General features: G+C 71.6%; 12 protein-coding genes. 6 read left to right on the forward strand and 6 right to left on the reverse strand.

All coding sequences use genetic code 11. The annotated features are described in order from the left end of the window. Positions 1-4 precede the first annotated feature (4 nt). Genes VZL07_RS38535 through VZL07_RS38555 form a run of 5 tightly spaced genes read right to left on the reverse strand, consistent with a single transcriptional unit; the run spans position 5 to position 8,886 of the window. Positions 5-847, reverse strand: coding sequence for a hypothetical protein (locus VZL07_RS38535; RefSeq protein WP_426752972.1), 843 nt, complete (start codon positions 845-847; stop codon positions 5-7). Positions 848-850: 3 nt separating this feature from the next. Beyond that, positions 851-3,625, reverse strand: coding sequence for a TonB-dependent receptor domain-containing protein (locus VZL07_RS38540; protein WP_426752973.1), 2,775 nt, complete (start codon positions 3,623-3,625; stop codon positions 851-853). Between the two features lie 22 nt (positions 3,626-3,647). Further along, positions 3,648-4,568: a PhnD/SsuA/transferrin family substrate-binding protein gene (locus VZL07_RS38545; protein ID WP_426752974.1), complete on the reverse strand. Its 921-nt coding sequence runs from the start codon at positions 4,566-4,568 to the stop codon at positions 3,648-3,650. Continuing rightward, positions 4,565-7,084: a tetratricopeptide repeat protein gene (locus tag VZL07_RS38550; RefSeq protein WP_426752975.1), complete on the reverse strand. Its 2,520-nt coding sequence runs from the start codon at positions 7,082-7,084 to the stop codon at positions 4,565-4,567. Before VZL07_RS38550 ends, VZL07_RS38545 begins: the two co-directional genes overlap by 4 nt. Positions 7,085-7,107: 23 nt before the next feature. Then, complete coding sequence (locus VZL07_RS38555) at positions 7,108-8,886, reverse strand: PP2C family protein-serine/threonine phosphatase (RefSeq protein WP_426752976.1); 1,779 nt, start codon at positions 8,884-8,886, stop codon at positions 7,108-7,110. Between the two features lie 258 nt (positions 8,887-9,144). On the opposite strand from VZL07_RS38555, the gene VZL07_RS38560 reads away from it, so the two are divergent. The 4 genes from VZL07_RS38560 (at position 9,145) to VZL07_RS38575 (ending at position 13,070) form a co-directional block, all read left to right on the forward strand. Beyond that, on the forward strand, positions 9,145-10,263 hold the full coding sequence (locus VZL07_RS38560; protein ID WP_426752977.1) for a M50 family metallopeptidase: 1,119 nt from the start codon (positions 9,145-9,147) through the stop codon (positions 10,261-10,263). A gap of 125 nt (positions 10,264-10,388) precedes the next feature. Beyond that, positions 10,389-11,399 carry a thiamine pyrophosphate-dependent dehydrogenase E1 component subunit alpha gene (locus VZL07_RS38565; RefSeq protein ID WP_426752978.1) on the forward strand — a complete coding sequence of 337 codons (1,011 nt, stop codon included), beginning with the start codon at positions 10,389-10,391 and terminating at the stop codon, positions 11,397-11,399. A 3-nt stretch (positions 11,400-11,402) separates the two neighbouring features. Next, on the forward strand, positions 11,403-12,461 hold the full coding sequence (locus tag VZL07_RS38570) for an alpha-ketoacid dehydrogenase subunit beta (RefSeq protein WP_426752979.1): 1,059 nt from the start codon (positions 11,403-11,405) through the stop codon (positions 12,459-12,461). 207 nt (positions 12,462-12,668) lie between these two features. After that, the gene (locus VZL07_RS38575) at positions 12,669-13,070 is read left to right on the forward strand and encodes a GNAT family N-acetyltransferase (RefSeq protein WP_426752980.1); all 402 of its coding nucleotides are present in this window, start codon (positions 12,669-12,671) and stop codon (positions 13,068-13,070) included. Positions 13,071-13,097: 27 nt separating this feature from the next. On the opposite strand, the gene VZL07_RS38580 is transcribed toward VZL07_RS38575, so the two are convergent. Then, a complete protein-coding gene (locus VZL07_RS38580; RefSeq protein ID WP_426752981.1) occupies positions 13,098-13,439 on the reverse strand; it encodes a TIGR02266 family protein in 342 nt (113 codons plus the stop codon). A gap of 230 nt (positions 13,440-13,669) precedes the next feature. Here VZL07_RS38580 and VZL07_RS38585 point away from each other — a divergent pair, with 230 nt between their 5' ends. Then, on the forward strand, positions 13,670-14,542 hold the full coding sequence (locus VZL07_RS38585) for a hypothetical protein (RefSeq protein ID WP_426752982.1): 873 nt from the start codon (positions 13,670-13,672) through the stop codon (positions 14,540-14,542). A gap of 135 nt (positions 14,543-14,677) precedes the next feature. Next, a complete protein-coding gene (locus VZL07_RS38590) occupies positions 14,678-15,949 on the forward strand; it encodes an SGNH/GDSL hydrolase family protein (protein WP_426752983.1) in 1,272 nt (423 codons plus the stop codon). Position 15,950: the final 1 nt, after the last annotated feature.

The raw sequence follows: 15,950 nt of genomic DNA on the forward strand, positions 1-15,950 counted from the left end.
GACCTCATTGCAGACAGAACAGCAGCGACTTGGGTTGTGTGGCGCGGCGGCGGGCCTCCCCCAGGTCCACCACGCATAGGACTCGCGACTCACGGCCCGTGGCCACGCGGACGGCCACCGCATCGCTGTGCTCCAGGATGCGCCGCAGGCCCAGCCCCGCCCCTCCTCCGGACGCGTCCACCTGGACGCGCCCGCCCCACCCTTCGAGCGCCCGGGCGAAGGGCCCCGGACGCAGACCGCCGAAGCGGTCCACCACCTCCAGCCACATTCGGCGGTCCTCCACCACGTAGGACAGCTCGCACGCGTCCTCCGACGCCACCTCGCGGACCTCCGTGCGACGGTGCGCGTAGCGGTGCTGGCCCTGCGCGTCCACCGGCGCGTCCAGCATCGCGTTGGCGGCCAGCTCGTGCACCACGTCGCCCACCAGCGACGCCGCCGTACGGGCGCCGCCCGCCTGCGACACCGCCTTCGCGGCCGCGTCGGCCGTAGCGGAGATGTCCGCCACCGACTGGATGCGGTGCCGCACCGCCCCGGCCGGAAGCAGCGGCGCCCCGCGCAGCAGGTCTCCCAGGAGGCGGACCTCCCAGGCGGAGGGACGGCCATCAGCGCCCCGCGTCGCCAGCAGCAACGCGGGAGGCTCGCGGCGCAGTGACTCCGCGTGCGCGGGCGCCAGCTTGCCGTCGAAGAGCAGCAGGCGCCGGGGCCCCGAAGGCGACCCCGGCCCCTGGCACAACGCCATGCCGCCCTGCGCGAGGACGGGAGCCGCCTGCTCCACCAGCTCGGGAGGAAGCGACTCGTCGGCAATCAACAGGAGGCCGTCGGCCTCCAGGTGGGGAGCGGTACTCAAAGGTTAGTAACGAACCTTCACTTCGCTGAAGAACGACTGGGGCGGTGCCGGGAAGCCGTGGGACTCCTCGTACTGCGCGTTGAAGAGGTTGGAGCCGAGGAAGGACACGGAGATGCCGTCGTAGACGTTGAACCCCACGCGCGCGCTGGCCGTGACGTAGCTGGGCAGCTGCACGCGGGTGGTGGGCAGGCCCGTCTCCTCGTCCACCATGAAGCCCGGGTCATAGCGGGAGCCCACGAGCAGCGCATACAGCTCCACGAAGGCCACCTTGCCGATGTTGGTGCGGCCGCGCGCGTAGATGCGGTGGGCCGGCGCGTAGTCCAGCGGGGACGACGGGCCGTCGTTGTAGGGCAGCGCCTTGGCGTCCAGGAACTGGTAGGCGATGTCGAAGGACGAGTTGATGGACGGAATCTGCGCGGCCGCCTCCAGCTCGAAGCCCGCCACCCGGGCATCCCCCAGGTTCTGGAACTGGGAGACGGAGCCGAAGAGGAGCTGCTGGTTGATGAAGTTCTTGGCCAGGTTGTAGAAGCCCGTGCCCGTCAGGCGCACCCTCCGGTCGAAGGGCCAGAAATCCACCGAGGCCTCCAGGGTGTCCAGCGTCTCCGCGCGCAGATTCCCATTGCCCACCAGTGTGGCCGCGTACATCTGCTGGTTGATGGCCAGCTCCGCCAGGGTGGGCGCGCGGAAGGCGCGGCCGTAGTTGGTGCGAAGCGTCAGCAACTCCGGCACCGCGTGGAACACGATGCTGGCGCGGGGCGAAATCTGGTCCGTGCGGTTCTGCCAGACGCGCTCCGGAATCTGGTAGCGGTCGTAGCGAGCGCCCGCGCCAAGCACCAGCCGCTCGAAGAGGCGGTACTCCGCGTCGACGAAGCCACCGAAGATGGTCTGCTTCGTGTCATCCATGGTCAGCTCGGGCAGGACGTTGGGCACGTTGACCACGTCCGCCTTCACGTCACCGCCGAAGGTGACGCTGAGGTCGCCCACGGTCCACAGGGCGCGCGCCTCGCCGCCCAGCCGGCGCCGCTTGCCGAGCGCGCGCGTGGGCTCGCCGCCGAAGGCGTTCTCCATGAGCACGTCGCGCCGCTTGAAGAAGCCGTACGCCTGACCGAAGAGGCGCAGGTTGTCGGTGACCTGCTGGTCCACCTGCGCGGAGGCGTTGAAGTTCTGCACCGACTCGGAGTCGTTCGGCGTGTAGTGGCAGCGGCCGCAGTTGCCCACGGTGGAGATGTGCGTACCACCGGGCCGGCCAATCTCCGCGTCCGTGAAGTCCGCGTCCAGCGCCAGGGGGCCGATGCGCACCTTGCCGTTGACCTGGTGCACCAGCGAGTCCTGGTTGGTGTCCACCCGGCCCACGCGCGGGTCGTTGAAGAGCTGCGGGCCGTCCGAGCCGAAGCCGTAGTAGCCCAGCAGCGCCTCCACCGGGCCGCCGCGGCCGGCCACCGTGCCGTGCAGGCGCCACGTCTGGTCCTGGCCCGCGAGCACCCGGGCCTCGGCGCCCACGTTCTTCCCCTTCTCGATGAGGTCCGACGGCTGGCGCTGGATGATGTTGATGACACCGCTGAAGGCGTTGGAGCCGTACAGCGACGAACCAGGGCCGCGGATGACCTCCACCTGCTTGAGGTTGGTGAGCGGCGTCGTCTCGTCCGCGTAGAACTGGCCCGTCCACGGGTCCGTCAGCGGACGGCCGTCCTGGAGCAGCAGCAGGCGGTTGGACAGGTAGTTGGAGCCCAGGCCACGCGCGCTCACCGCCGCCTTGCGCATGGAGCCGCGGCGGCACTCCATGCCGGGGAAGTACTGGATGGCCTCACACAGCGTGAACTGGCCGGTGCCCTCCAGCTCGTCGGCGGGAATCCAGGACACGGTGAGGGGCACGTCGGAGATGCGCTGGTTGCGCTTGCCGGCGGTGGTCACCACCGCCTCGCTCAGCACGCGGTTGACGGACTCCTCCAGGCTGTCGGCGCCGCCCAGCGGGTCCGCCCCCAGGCCCGCCAGCCCCGAGGGCGGAGGCAGGGGTCGGTCCAGGGCGGGCTCGGCGAAGGGCGCGCTGATGGGGATGTTGGACGGAGCCTCCGTGGGCGTCGCGGGCAGCGTCGCGGTGGCGGGCGCCGGCGGGGTCAGCGGAGCGTCCGAGGGGTTGAAGTCCGGCCCCACGGAGGGCAGCGGCGTCGGCGCGGCGGGCTCGGCCGTCATGGGCGCGGGGGCCGTCATGGGCGAGGCCGGCGACACGGACGCGGGCGCGGGGGTCCCCGCTGGCGGATCATCCGTAGCCGGTCCGCTGCCGAGCACCGGAATCTCGGACGCCTCCAGCTCCTCGTCCGGCTTCGCCTCCGGCTCCGCGGCGGGCGGCGGCTTCGCGGCCTTGCGCGGCTTCTTCGCCGTCCTGGCGGGGCGCGTGGACTCGCGGGGCTTGACCACCCGCTTCCGACGCTTCGCCTTCGCGGGCGCCTCCGTCTGGGCAACCTCCTGCGCTGCCACGCTCGACGGAACGGCCAGGGACAGCACGCACAGCATCAGGGAAAGAGGCAGGCCGGCGCGCAGAGCGCGGCGTCCGGCAACCGCCTTCGCCGCGCCTCGCCGCGGCTCACCGAACACAGTCGTGTGCATCGTTCTCACATCCAAGGGTGGAGCATGGACACCCGAGGTCCTGTACGTACGACCTGGTGGCACGCGCGGCGTCTGGCCCTGCGTCCGGGGGAACGCAATTTCACCGCTGAACACCGACGCCATCATTTTCAAGCTACCCCAGAGCCAACGCCGGGCCAAGTCGCTGACTCTCATTCTCTAGAAACACGGGAAACCATCAGTCATCCGGCTGCTCCGCGGAGACGGCGAGGTCGCCGACGAAGGACGGCAGCGCGGGCCCCAGCTCCTCGGAGCGCACCAGCACCTCGGCGTCCACCCGCAGGTCCGGGCTCTCGGCGAGCACCGGCTGCCGCTTGGGCGGTCCGCGCGTGACGAGCCGGCGGAAGTCCTCGAAGTCCTTGTCGTTGAGCCGGGCGAAGGCGTCGAAGGGCGCCACCGCGCCCACCGTCCCCAGCACCCCCTGGAGCGCGGCTTCGTGGTTGCGCAGGTCCACCAGCACGGCGCCGGGCACACGGCCCGTGCGGAAGAGCACGCGCACCTCCTTGTCCTTGGGCACGTGCGCCAGCGGCACGAGCGCCGCGTCCGCGCCCTTGGCCTCCAGCATCTTCAGCGCGGACTCCACGTTCGGCACGGGGGACAGCTTGAAGTGGCGCTGCGCGTCCAGGTCTCCGCCGAGCACGACGTGGGTGACGAACTTCGGGTCGGAGGGACCGGCGCCCTTCACGTGCGCCAGGCGCTTGCCAGCGAGGTCCTTCACCGCGCCGCGTTGCAGCGACACGATGGCCCAGCGCTGCTGGGTGTCCCCGGAGCGGGAGGCCCACGCCACCGGCTTCGCCTTGGCGCCCAGCTGCACGGCGGCCCAGGCGTCCACCACCGCGAAGTCCACCAGGCCGCCCGCGACGGCGCGGGAGAAGTCCTCGTAGCGCCCGAAGCTCTTCGCGGCGACGGGAATGTCCAGGGCGTCCGTCAGCCGCGCGGCCAGGGCCTCCGCGTACTCGAAGCGCTCCTGGCCATCCGCCAGCGTGGTGGCGAGGAAGACGCCCAGCGTGGCCTTCTTCGGCGCCGCGGCCGCGGTGCTGGCCGCCAGGGTGCAGGCCAGCGCGAGGCCGGCCAGGAGGAAGCGAGGTGCCTTCATCACGGGGTCTCCTCCACGGTGGCGCTGGCCGGCGTGCCCACGGCGGCGGGCTCGGCGAGGCCGTGCAGACTCTGCAGGCGTTCCTTCCACTCGCGCACCTGCGCCAGGCGCGGCCCGGCGCCCGCGGCCAGGTAGCGCCGCCACGCCTCCACCGCATCGGCCGCGTCCTTGCGGCGCTCCTGTGCGTCGATGCCCAGGTTGAGCGAGGCCACGGGGACCGACGGCTCCAGCTTGCGCCACGCCTCCAGCGCGTTCGTCGCGCGGCCCCTGCGCCAGTCGACGCAGGCCAGGTTGTGCTGCACCAGCGCGTCGTCCGGGCTGCCTGCGAGCGCGGCCTTGAAGGCCTTCTCCGCCACGCGCATGTTGCCGGCGGCGTAGGCCAGCGAGGCCTCGCGCCGGTGCAGCGCGCCCGTCATGGCCGTCAGCCACTGCGGCTGTCCGGGCATCGGCTTCTTCGCCGCGGCGGTGAGCTGCCGGCGCGCGGCGGCGACCTGCCCCTTCTTGTAGAGCACGAAGGCGGTGGCCAGCGCGCGCGTGTTGGGCCACGCCCAGGGCTGCGCGGGCGTCAGGGCCTTGGTGATGGCGGTGCTCGCCTCCGCGTGGCGTCCCGCCTCCGCGCGCGCCAGGCCCCGCGTGAACTGGGCCAGCTTCACCAGGTCCTTGCGGTTGCCGGTGCCCAGCTTGTCCACCAGGTCCAGGTCGCGCTCCGCGGCCTCGGCGTCCCCGCTCTCCAGCCGCGTCAGCGCGCGGCGCACCAGGACCCGCGGAAGATTGGCGCCCGCCACCTGCGACGCGGCGCGCGACGGGCCCACCTCGGTGAGCCGCTGCACCGCCGCGTCCACCTGTCCCAGCTCGACCTCCGCCAGGGCGGCGCCCACGGAGGCCTCGGCCTGCTCGTCGGGCTCCTGCGTCTGCGCGCCCGCGCGGGTGAAGGCCTCCAGCGCCGCCTGCGCGTCATTCGTGGCCAGCCGCGCGTAGCCCAGCAGCAGGCCGTCACGCCACGTGGCGCCGGGCAGCGTCACGCCCTGCTCCAGCACCTTGCGCGCGTCGGCGTAGGCGCGCGTCTCCAGCAGCGCGGCGCCCAGCCGGCGGGCCATGGGCGCGGTTCGGTCCAGGTCATACGCGCGGCGCAGGTCCCGGACGGCGTCCTCCAGCCGCCCCGTTCCGGCTCGGTCCCGCGCCCGGTGCGCCAGGGCCCGGGCCAGCCACTGCTTCGCCCCGGCGTGCTCCGGCTCCACCTGCAGCGCGTTGGAGTAGTCCTCAATGGCCTGGTCCCACTGCCCGGTGGCGAAGTGGTCCGCGCCCAGCAGCACGTAGCCCAGGGCCTGGCGCGGCGCCATCTCCACCACGCGCCGGTGCACCTCCACCGCGCGCTGGAAGCGGCCCGCGCGCCGGTTGACCGAGCCGAGGTTGGCCCACAGCTCCAGGCTGTTGGCCCCCGAGCGCACCGCGCTCTCCAGGAACTGGATGGCCTCCTCGTGACGGCCCTGCGCCTGGAGCGCCTTGCCCACCGCCATCTGCCCCAGCACCAGGCCCGGCTGGAGCTGGAGCACCTTGCGGTACTCCGCCTCGGCGGCGGCCGCGTTCTTCTGCGCGAAGCGCACGTCACCCAGCAGCAGGTGCGCGGCGGGCGAGCTGCCCAGCTTCACCAGCGCCTGCGCCTGCACGTCCGCCTTCGCGACGTCCCCGGCGCCCAGGTACAGGCGCGCCAGCTTCTCCCGCGCGTCGGCCGCCTTCGGGAAGCGGGTGGTGACGCCCTCCAGCAGGGTGCGCGCCTCCACCAGCTTGCCCTCCAGCTCCAGCACCTGCGCCAGGCCCAGCTGGATGGACGGCGACTCGGCCCGCCCCGCCTGCGCCTGTTGGAAGGACGCGCGCGCCGCCGCCACGTCCCGTCGCAGCACGTGCGCGCGGCCCAGCAGCTCGTGAATCTGGTAGTCGTTGCCCGCCACGGCCTGCGGGCGCAGCGCCAGGTAGCGCTTCAGCCGCGTCGCCGCCGCGTCGCCCTGCTGGACGTAGAGGTAGTAGCTGGCCAGGTAGTAGTGGACGATGAGGTGCTCGGCCTGGTCGGCGACGGCCACCTGCTCCATGAGCGGAATGGCCTCCTGGAAGCGGCGCAGCTTGAAGAGGGCCACGCTCACCGGATACGCCAGGGACAGCTCGGTGGGGTTCGCCGTCAGCACCGGCTGCACGCGGTCGACGGTGCGCTGCCAGTCATTGAGCGCGTTGGCGCTGGCGGCGAGCCCCGCGGCGGCGGCCACGGACGCGGGCTCGGCGGTCAGCGCCTGCTCGAAGAGGCCCAGCGCCTTGCGGTACTTCTCCTCCGCCTCCTTCTTGTCGCCCTTGGCGGTGGCGGCGCTGGCGGCCAGCTGTGCCGTCTCGCCGTCCTTCACCAGCCGCTGCGATTCGGACATGGGTGGAGGCCGGTACTGCGCGAGCGCGGGCGGCGCGCACAGGGTGGTCAGCAGCGCGAGCGCCGGCGTGAGACGGCGTGACCGAGGATGGCGTGGGGAGCGTCGCATGCGTGTGGAGTCCCGGGAGAAAGTCAGGCGGCGGGGCTGAACTCGGCCACGACGACGGTGATGTCGTCCCGCTGCGGCTGGCCGGCGCTGAAGGCGCGAGCGTCCGCGAGCACCGCGTCGCGCAGCGCCTCCGCGGACAGGTGGGCGTGGGCCTGGACGGCGGCGGCCAGGCGCTGGGTGCCATACAGCTTGCCCGCGCCGTCGCGCGCCTCGGTGAGTCCGTCCGTGTACCAGACCACCACGTCGCCGGGCCGCAGCTGCGCCTGGCGCGAGGTGAACTGGGAGGAGACGGAGGCCCCCAGCAGCGGGCCGCGCGCGGGCAGCGAGGCAATCTGGCCGCTGTGCTTGTTGAACACCAGCGGGCTGGGGTGCGCGCCGGCCGCGTAGTCGATATAGCCGTTGGACACGTCGATGAGGGCCAGCGCGCTGGACATCTGGTGCTCGCCGCGGCCCACGTTGGCCAGCGTCACGTTGAGCGCGGTGATGAGCATCTGCGCGTTCACCTGCGACGGCTCGCGCAGCGTCATGGCGGAGGCGAAGCCGCTGGTGGCGCTGGTGGCCACCAGCGAGGTGGACAGGCCGTGGCCCGTCACGTCGCCGATGCCGATGACCACGCGCCGGTCATCCAGCGCGGCGCGGAACCACCAGTCGCCGCCGCACGCGTCCGCGGTGACGACGAGCCCGGCGATGCGCAGCGGCCCCACCTGCACGGCCTCGCGCCCGGGCAGCAGCGTCTCCTGCACGGTGCGCGCGAGCGACACCTCGCGCTCCAGCTGCGCCTTGGCGCGCACGTCCTCCAGCAGCACCTTGATGCGCTCGGCCATGTGGTTGAACACCACGCCCAGCGTGACCACCTCGCGGCCCGCGCCCTGCGCCGTCTCCGCCCGCGCGCTCAGGTTGCCGGCGGCCAGCTGCATCACCTTGCTGGTCAGCATGCCCAGCGGCCGGGTGATGCGCCGGCTCTGGAAGGCCACCAGCACGCCCGCCAGCACCACGAAGCCCAGCCCCAGCCCCAGCATGCGCAGGGTGTTGGCGCGCACCGTGGCGCGCTTGTCCTGCTCCAGCGCCTCCAGCTGCTTCTGGAGCCCGCCCAGCGAGTAGCTGATGACCACCAGCCCCTTGCCGCTGCTGGAGCCATAGTCGATGGGCTCCTGGATTTCGGAGATGGGCTGCCCCTGGTAGAAGGCGCTCACCAGGCGGCGCTCGGCGCGCCGGACCGGGGCCGCGTCTTCCTTCTCCGCGCCGCCGCCCTCGCTGTCCGCCATCCGCACCCCGTCCGGGTCGAAGATCTGCACCCGGAGGATGTTGGGGTTCGTCTTGACGATGGAGCCCGCCACCTCCTCGAGGAAGGCGTAGTTGTTGTCGCGCAGGTTGGTGGCGGACGTCAGCGCGATGGTCTGCCCCACCGTCTGGCCCAGCTCGCGCGCCTGCTCCTGGATGCGCTCCTTGGAGACGAGCGCCGTCTCCTCGAACTGGGACTGCGTGGACGCGACGGACAGCGCGGCCAGCAGGCCCACGATGAGCACCACCAGCAGGCCGGTGGTGAGCAGGAGAATCTGGTCCAACCGCAGCCCCTTGATGAGGGCCACGTTGGGCAGCTCGCCCGCCTCCAGCGGGGCGATGAGGGTGCGCGTCCCCTCGGGCTGTCCCATGCCCAGGGGGCCTGTCAGCCGGGTCGCGGTGGACTCGCGTGCGCCAGTGACTTCCTGGGTCCCCGTCCGCTCGGACGGCGGGAGCGCGGCGTCATCCGATGGCGCGTCGGACGGGGGCGCGGACTTCAGTCGCGTATTCGTGCTGGACAAGGGCGGGCCGGGGTGGGGACGCGCGGGGGCGCGCGGAAAACAGGGGTGATTGAGACTCTATCTCACTTCTCGTGCTTCGCGAGGCCCTGTCCCCACATCCACGCGCTCAGGGGAAGCCGCCACGGACGGCATGTCACTGGAGGAATGTCATCCCAGTGTCATGGCGCCCTGCTGAAGCCCTGCGTCATTCACCATGGGTGCGATGCCCTCGCCCGTCGCCGGGCGGCGTTCCGCCGTGGCGGTTAGATTCGAAGGCCCATGCGGCCCCACTTCCACGTGGCCGGCTTCCCGGTCCGGCTCCACCCGCTCTTCTTCCTCGTCTCCCTGGCGACGGGCTGGACGCTCATCTCCGAGCCGGCGCGGCTCGCCCTGTGGGTCGGCATCGTCTTCGTGTCCGTGCTGCTCCACGAGCTGGGGCACGCGCTGGCCTTCCGCCGCTTTGGCTGTCCCGCCCACATCGAGCTGCACGGCATGGGCGGCACCACCCTCTCCGAGGACGCCGCGCACCTCACCCACCGCCAGTCGGCCTGGGTGAGCTTCGCCGGGCCGGGCATCGGCTTCGTGGCGGGAGGGCTCGTCTGGGCCGCGTCGCGCCTGCTGCCCCCGGCGGCGCCGGGCGGGCTGGTGGACCAGGGGCTCCAGCAGTTCCTGTGGGTGAACATCGGCTGGGGGCTCTTCAACCTGTTGCCCGTGCAGCCGCTGGACGGCGGCCACCTGCTGGCGGACCTGGTGCGCGCGCGCAGCGGCTACCGGTATGAGCGGTGGGTGCTGGGCATTGGCGTCGCCACCGCGGTGGCGGTGCTGGGCCTGGCCATCTGGTGGAAGCAGCTCTGGCTGGGTCTGCTCGCGATGATGCTGGGGATGATGAACCTCGAGCAGCTTCGCCGGACGCCGAGGGTGCGCCTCGCCGGGCCGCCACGGCCCCTGCTCCCGCGCAAGAGCAAGGCGCGCCGGGCCCCCGGGCGCGGTGCCACGGGCGCCGTCTCCGTCGAGGGGCTGCTGGGCGAGCTGCGGGGCACGGCCGCCCCCGTCGGGTGGCCGGAGGACGACGAGCCCGAGCTCCCGCACGACCCCGCCCTGGTGGGCGAGATGTTCCTGCACAGTGGGCTGCCGGAGCTGGCGGTACAGCCGCTCCAGATGGCCTTCACCCAGGCGCCCCTGCCGGGTACCGGCCACTTGCTGGTGCTGGCGCTCCTGCGCACGGAGCGACTTCAGGAGCTGGCCGCCCTGCTGGAGAGCTCACACGCCCGCCAGCTGACCGAGGAGACCCTGGCCCTCATCTCCGAGCACGCCGGCGCGGCGAGCCAGACGACTTTGGCCGAGCGCGTCACCGCGCTGCGACACGGCCGGGCTCCTGCCCCGGATGAGCCCCGCTGATTGCCGCGCCGCGCCAGAAGGTGCTCTCCGCCTGACGTCCCGGCAGGCGGCCCATCAACTGCCTTGAGCGGAAGCGGCCCATCCGGGTTATAGGGGCCTCCCCTTCAGCCAGAGGAAGGTCGCGCGTGTCTCGTCCACGACTCATCAAAGAATCCTCAGAAGCGTCCGCGCCGCTCGAGCGGGAGCTGCTGGTCCGCATCCATGACCTGATGGTCAAGACGCGCGTCCTCGAGGAACGCCTCATCCAGATGTACAAACAGGGCCACGGCTACTTCTGGATTGGCGGCCCCGGTGAGGAGGCGTTCAACGTCTCCCTGGGGCTGCTGATGAAGAAGGGCCAGGGCCCCGACTACGACTATCTGCACGCCCACTACCGCCAGTCCGGCACCCTGCTGGCCCTGGGGGAGGACCCCATCGGCTCGCTGCGGCAGATGAAGAACACGGCCACGGACCCGTACTCGGGCGGCCGCAACTTCGCGGGCCACTACTCCGCCCGGAAGTACAACGTGGCGCCGGTGTCCTCGCCCATCGAGGTCCAGTACGCCATCGCCCCGGGCACGGCCATGGTGCAGAAGCGCCACGGCGGTGACGGCATCACCATCGTCACCGGCGGTGACGCGGGCACGGCCGAGGGCGATTTCGCCTCGTGCCTGGTGTGGAGCAGCCGCCCCGCCAACCCGCTGCCCATCCTCATCATCGTCACCAACAACCGGTGGGGCATCTCCACGTCCGCGGAGGGCCAGCACGGCGAGCAGCGCATCAGCGACCGCGGCAAGGCCTTCGGCATGCGCACGAAGACCATCAACGGCAACGACCCCATCGAGGCCTATACCGAGCTGCGCGACGCCATGGCGTACGTGCGCACGGAGCGCAAGCCGTTCCTGCTGGAGGCGAACGTGTCGCGCCTCTACGGGCACTCCTCGGCGTCCGGCGCCAACTACGTGGGCAACGAGGTCGACTGCCTCAAGGAGTTCGAGGCGAAGCTGGAGAAGGACGGCGTCCTGACGCGCCAGCAGATGGACGACCTGCGCAGCCGCTACACCGAAGAGATGGCCGCCGCCGCCCGTCAGGTGCGCGACGAGCCGCAGCCCGACCCGGATTCCATCTGGAAGCACATCTACGCGGAGGACAAGTAACCCATGGCCAACATGGCACAGGCCATCCGCATGGCCCTGCACTACGCCGAGGAGCACCTGGGCGTCACCGACATCTTCGGCGAGGACGTGGGTGCCCCCCTGGGCGGCGTCTTCACCTGCACGCAGGGCCTGAAGACGACGTGGAACTCGCCCCTGGACGAGCGCGGCATCATCGGCGCGGCCATGGGCATCGCCATGGCCGGCGGACGGCCGGTGGCGGAGATCCAGTTCTGCGACTACGTCTACAACACCATCGACCTGCTGAAGCTGGCGGGCAACACCTGCTGGTCCACCAACGGTGACTGGAACCTGCCCATGGTGGTGCGCACGCCGGTGGGCAGCGGCATCCGCGGGTCCATCTACCACTCGCACTCCTTCGACGCGACGATGACCCACATCGCCGGGTGGAAGGTGGTGATGCCCTCCACGCCGCTGGACGCGTACGGGCTGCTCATCACCGCGTGCCAGGAAAAGAACCCCGTCATGTTCCTGGAGCCCAAGGCGCTGCTGCGCGTGAAGGGCGAGGAGCGGATTCCCGGCGAGCCGGACGACGACCGCGCCCTGTCCAAGCTCATCGACGCGCCGCTGGGGGACCGCTCCCAGTGGAAGCCCCAGTGGCCGGAAGGGCTCCAGGCGTACGCGGTGCCCTTCGGGAAGGGCAAGCTCGTGCGCGAGGGCACGCAGCTCACGGTGGTGAGCTACGGCCGCACCCTGCCCCTGTGCGCGAAGGCCGCCGAGACGCTGGCCGCCGACGGCATCAGCGCGGAGGTCATCGACCTGCGCTCGCTGTGGCCCTACGACTGGGAGCTCATCAAGGCCTCCGTCCAGAAGACGGGCCGCGTGCTCTTCGTCAACGAGGACACCGAGGTGACCAACTTCGGCGAGCACCTGGTGCGCCGCACGGTGGAAGAGCTCTTCTACTCGCTGCTGGCCCCGCCGCGGCTGCTGGCCGGCAAGTTCCTGCCGGGCATCGGCCTGGCGGACGCGCTGGAGATGGCGTCGGTGCCGCAGCTGAGCGACATCACCACCGCCATGCGCTCGCTCGCGGCGGAACAGCCGTAAGCGCGGCACCCACACATCCCTGCCCGTGAGCCCCCTGTCTCACGCGGCCAGTGCCCGGGCCGCCGTTCCTCTTTGGAGGGACGGCGGCCCATTCGTTAGACTGGCAGGGCCTTGTCACAGCCAATCGTCCGGACAGTCACTCCCGCCGCTGGCGCCGACGCGCCGGCCTTCCGTATCCGCCGCGCCCGTCGGGGCGACGCCGAGGCCATGGCGTCGCTCCTGAAGGAGCTGGGCTACCCCCAGGGGACGGACCAGCAGACGGTCCACTGGGTCGTCAGCCATCCGGAGATTGAAATCTTCGTGGCCGGCGACCCGCAGGACCGGCCCGTGGGCATGGTGTCCTTCTCCCACCGGCCCCAGCTCCGGCTGCGCGGCCGCGTGGCCACCATCGACGAGCTGGTGGTGACGGAGACGTGGCGCCGCCGCGGCGTGGGCAAAGCGCTCATCCGCCAGATTCTGGAGCGCTGCAAGGTGCTGAGCGCGAAGCAGCTCCAGCTCGTCTCGCCCATGGCGACGACGCCGGAGACGCGCAGCTTCTACACGGCGTGCGGCTTCTCCGAAGTCGACTCGGGAGTGTTCCGCCACCTGGAGACGGAGTCCCAGCGCTAGGGGCCCGCCGGGGCTCCGGCCCCGGCCCTACCGCTTGAAGCTGTCCACCACGCGCTGGAGCCGGGCCCGGTCCTCGTCGCTCATGTCGGTGAAGCGCACGCCAATGGCCTCGGCCTCGTCGCGCACCCACGCGATGACGCCGGTGAGGTGGAACTCCTCGCCTTCAATGGCCATGGACAGCCGGACGTGGGAGCCCACGTCATAGGACTTCCGCGTCTTCAGGCACAGCCCGCCCGCGGAGATGTTGACGGAGTACGCGCGCAGCGCGCGCGCCGCGTCCTGCGTCTGGGCGAAGCGAACCTCGAAGCGTGCCGCCACGCGCTCATCAGCGCGCCGGTTCGCGTATGCGGCAGGATTCTCGCTTTCCATGTCGTCCGCCGCCTTGGTTGTCATACGCACCCGATAACCCCCACGTTCGACGCTGATGGCGAAACCCCGCGGCTCCCACACCGACAGTCACACAAGGTGACGCGCCGGGCCAACCGCGAAGCTCCGGGCGTCCACCAAGTGTCCGCTGCTTTCCACGCCCGATTCAAGGGGCCCCCTCTATCGAATTCGGGTGCCTAAGTCCTCGAAGACTTCCCTGGGAGAGCTCTGGCATGCGTGCGTACCGCCTCTTTGTGTTGACTGGAACCCTTGCCCTGGCCCTGTGGGCCGCCAGCTGCAATGGCGACAATGACCCAGGGCCCGGAGGAACCAGCGACGCGGGCGTGGATGGAGGGAGCCTTCCGCGGCCGGATGGGGGCGGCACCGATGGCGGGGGCAGCCAGGACTTCGCCTGCAACGTGGCGAGGCAGGAGGGCTGCGCCGAGGGCCAGAGCTGCCACTTCGCGGACCTCGCGGACGGCGGCACCGGCAGCCGCTGCTTCGAGGCCGAATGCGACGTGGTGGCGCAGGACTGCGCCGAGGGACAGCGCTGCACGTACGCCACCGAGGACGGGGTGACGCGGCGCCGGTGCGTGGCGCCGGGGACCGTGGGAGAAGGCGCGCCCTGCACGCTGGCCCCGTCCGAGGGCGGCCTCGCCTACGACACCTGCCAGCAGGGGCTTTTCTGCCGTCAGGCACCCGAGGGGCAAGGCAGTGGCTTCACGTGCCAGCGGCTGTGCCATGCCACGACCCAGTGTGGGAACTCCGGTGAGTGCAACACGGTGCTTCGGCTGGAGGGCACGGATGAGCTGCCGCTGCTCTGCGGCCCGCCGTCTCCGTCATGCAATCCCTTCGGGCAGGACTGCACGGCGCCGCTGAGCTGCTACCCCTCCAGCAGCGGGCCTGTCTGCGCGGGCAGCGGCACTCGCACCGAAGGCCAGTCTTGCGAGTTCAGCAACCAGTGCACGCCGGGGAGCGCCTGTGTGAATGCGGGAGGCGGCCTCACCTGCCGCGCGCTCTGCCAGCCTGGCGGCGAGCCTGCCTGCTCCTCGGGCAGCTGCCGTGCGCTGGACGGCAACCCGGGCGTGGGGGCTTGCGTGCCCTAGCGCGAGCACCGCGCGTTCCCGCAGGCCCCCCGCAGGGCGGCCAGGCGGACGAAGCCTGAAGGGGGGCGGGTTCCCAGACGACCGGCTGGCAGGGCACCGTGTGGTGTGCATCCTGCAATGCCGGGAGGGATGGGAATGGGAAAGAAGCCGGGGTGGCGGACGGTCCTCGTGTTCGCGGGAGGTGTGCTGCTGGCATGCGCCGGCAGCGTCGACTCACCTGACTGGGACGTGCCGCCGGAGGACACCAACCACACCGCCACCATCGAGAGCAGCGCGCCCGATGCATCACTGGAAGTGGCGCCGGTGCTGGTGTTGAACGACGGGAGACAGGTGCAGGCCACGCCGCCCGCGCCCCCCGCCGCGACCTCGTTCCAGCCCGGCTTCCATCAGGCGCTCCGCACGTCGCACAGCGTGGGCAGCACCACGACGTTCCGCATGCGCGTGCCCGTGGCGCGCGAGGGCGGGCGCATCCGCGTGACGTTCCGCTCGGGCGACGGAACCATGACGCTGGTACGGGCCACCGTGGCGCACGCGGGCACGGCGGGTGAGCTCGCGTCCGCGCCCGTCACGCTCACCTTCGACGGCAAGGACGGCTTCACGGTGCCCGCGCGCACGCGGAAGACGTCGGACCCGGTGGACTTCCCGGTGTCCTTCCGCGACGAGTTGGCGATTACGTTCGAGGCGCGCGGCGCGCTGGCGTCCAGCACCATCAGCGCCTTCCCGGACAGCTACTCGCGCGCGGGCAACCATGCGCTCGTCACGGGCGCGCTGGGGGGCACGGTGTTCGACCACGCCATCGGCGTGGCCACGGTGGACGTGGAGGGCCCCACCGGACGCGCCTTCGTCGCCATCGGCGACAGCATCACCGAGGGCTACATCGACACGAAGAACGACACGCGCAACGCGTGGCCCGCGCTGGTGGAGACCGCGCTGGGCGTGCCCGTGGTCAACGCGGGGGTGAGCGGCCAGGGCTTCTACGACGCGCTGGCGCAGCTCGACGGCGAGGTGCTCGCGCTCCAGGGCATCACCGACTGCGTGGTGCTGCTGGGCACCAACGACCTGGGGGACAAGGAGTCGGTGGCGACGATTCAAGCGCGCATGACGACGCTGCTGAGCCGGCTGGCGCCCTTCTGCCGCACCTGGGTCAGCACCCTGCTGCCCAAGGAGAAGTCGAACTACGCGCCCTACGAGGCGGTGAAGGCGCAGCGGCTGGAGTTCAACGCCTGGGTGCGCGGCGGCGGCACCGGCCCGGACGTCATCGACCTGGAGGCGGTGACGCGCCAGCCCGGTGACGTGCACCTGTTCCTGGACGGGCTGGAGGTGGACGGCATCCACCCCAGCCAGGAAGGCCACCGGGTGATGGCGGACGAGGTGGCGCGCGTGCTGCGGGAGCAGGGCGGCGTCTAGG

This window comes from Pseudomyxococcus flavus, from assembly GCF_050038885.1.
Classification (GTDB): domain Bacteria; phylum Myxococcota; class Myxococcia; order Myxococcales; family Myxococcaceae; genus Myxococcus; species Myxococcus flavus.